Raw genomic sequence first — 1,516 nt, 5'->3', positions numbered from 1 at the left:
GATATATGTTTGCAGGCCAGGCACATGCCCCCTTTGGGTTGGTGTCGGGTTGCTTTCACACTTGCCATTACGCTGCCACCGTTACGCCCAGCTTTTTGGCAAAGTACTGAATACCTTTCGGGGTGACATAGGTTTGCAATCTGGCTGTGTCATCGACGATGGTGGCTTTTACTTCAAAGAGATTTTGCTCAGTGTATTTCACCTTGGCTACCAGAGCGGTTCCCTGATAAAACAGGTATTCACCTTTCAAGCCTTGAATGAATTTGTTGGGCTTACCCGTCAACAATCGCCCAGCATTCTGAAGAGTGTAAAGGCCATCTTTATTGGCGTACTGCTCATAGAAGTTAACCTTGGGCTTATCGGCTTCGATTTTTTCTGCCTGGTGCTCAATGGTGATTTGCTGCTTCTGCACTTGCTGAAGGGATTGGCTCAGGATTCCAGCAACCTGTCCGGTATCGGACCAGTCGATTGTGGTGATACCGTAGCTGCCGGTTTTGCGAATGGAAGGCAGAACTTCAGAGGTGACCCACTTCTTGAACTTGGCCGCTTCCGGTTTCCGGGATTTCAGGATGCAGGAGTAAAGCCCAGATTCGTTAATCACGCTCATGCTCTGGGTTCCAGAGAGGGTGGGCACATTCTGCCTACCCCGGTCTTCATCATCCACCCCCCTGATTCCATCCTTTGCGGTTCCAAAGCCAAGAGCGTCGGTTACATCCTTTGCGATAAACCAGATTTCTCCATCTTTTCCGGCCAGAGTGCGGACGTTGCCGAAAAGGGTGTGGCTGAATGTGGTGATGTTGTTAGTAGTCATGGCTCGCTCTCTTTTTAGTGTTTGTTCTGGTCGGCGTACAAATCAGCGGAAGCGGCCAAATCTTCAAGGTCTTCTTCCATGGCATCGACGGTGTGGATAATGGCCCTTGCCAGGCTGGGCAGGGAGGAGGTGTTCTCTTCACGGGTTAATGCCTGGTTGAGCATCTGGGCCAGATCAGAGATAACAATGCGCTTGCTGTGCAGGTCGTCCATAACGGAGCAGGCACAGAGCTGTTCTTTGATGGAAGGGGTGAGCGGAATTACACGGCCTTGGTTTTGTTGTGCCATGACGAACTCCTTTGAGTAGGTTTTCAAACCGCCTCTTGGAGCTGCTAATCTCGAAATGGAGGCGGGCCGAGCAGGGTTAGCAGTACCGGCCTCAAAGGATACCGGCCAGCCCGAAGGCTGCCCCGCCCGACCCACCATAACAAACAGGTAGGGGCAAGCGTTACGCACAAAAAAAGCCGCATTATTGACGGGCGACTTGTGCGCCTTTGAGTAAACCGGGCTGCTAATCCCGGCAGTGGATTTTGCCACTGCCTTTTCAGCATATATGCGGTTTGCTGCCATTGTCAAATACCCCCTGTCCAGTGGTATCGGTTAGAACGGAATATCCGAATCGTATTGGTCACCGCCGTGATACGGTTGCTGCTGCTGAGGCGGTGGGTTATTCCGTGCCTGAGCGTATCCGTTCTGCTGTGGCGCT

The 1,516-nt window shown here is 52.0% G+C and carries 2 protein-coding genes; both read right to left on the bottom strand.

Annotated elements, in window-relative coordinates; all coding sequences use genetic code 11:
* Nucleotides 1-67 precede the first annotated feature (67 nt).
* The gene (locus tag ACNRUY_RS26435; RefSeq protein ID WP_488114653.1) at nt 68-811 is read right to left on the bottom strand and encodes a BRO family protein; all 744 of its coding nucleotides are present in this window, start codon (nt 809-811) and stop codon (nt 68-70) included.
* 14 nt (nt 812-825) lie between these two features.
* Entirely contained in the window at nt 826-1,380 is a 555-nt protein-coding gene (locus tag ACNRUY_RS26430) for an ash family protein (RefSeq protein WP_488114652.1), read from the bottom strand.
* Nucleotides 1,381-1,516 lie beyond the last annotated feature (136 nt).

Source organism: Endozoicomonas sp. Z74 (assembly GCF_057680865.1).
This window is presented reverse-complemented; position numbering and strand designations above follow the sequence as displayed.